Source organism: Paenibacillus sp. sgz302164 (assembly GCF_056120505.1).
Window position 1 is genome coordinate 1 of the sequence record NZ_JBVYOL010000030.1, and the last position, 281, is coordinate 281.

The window sequence follows — 281 nt, forward strand, 5'->3', positions numbered from 1 at the left end:
CTGTCCGCGAAATATTCCTGCAAAACTGCAGGCTTTTCGCTGGAATTATGGGCCCGGCCGCCTCTTAGCCGGAAATTCCTGCACAATTGCAGGAATTTCCCGAAACTGGCCCGCTTCCCCCGAAAAAGCCTGCACTTTCGCAGGCTTTTCGGGCTGGCAAGCCGCCACGCCATCCTTGCAGGCGAGGCCTACAGAGTGGTGAGCGGAAAAACATGCTCACCAGGGAATCACTAGCCGCGCGCAGAAAGCCTGCAAAAGTACATCTTTTTTGCGTCGAGAAG

1 protein-coding gene is annotated in these 281 nt (G+C 55.5%); it reads left to right on the forward strand.

From position 1 onward, the window contains the following. The coding region (locus AC0LWT_RS32890; protein ID WP_474685520.1) for a hypothetical protein at positions 1-234 on the forward strand (234 nt) is incomplete at its 5' end. Positions 235-281: the final 47 nt, after the last annotated feature.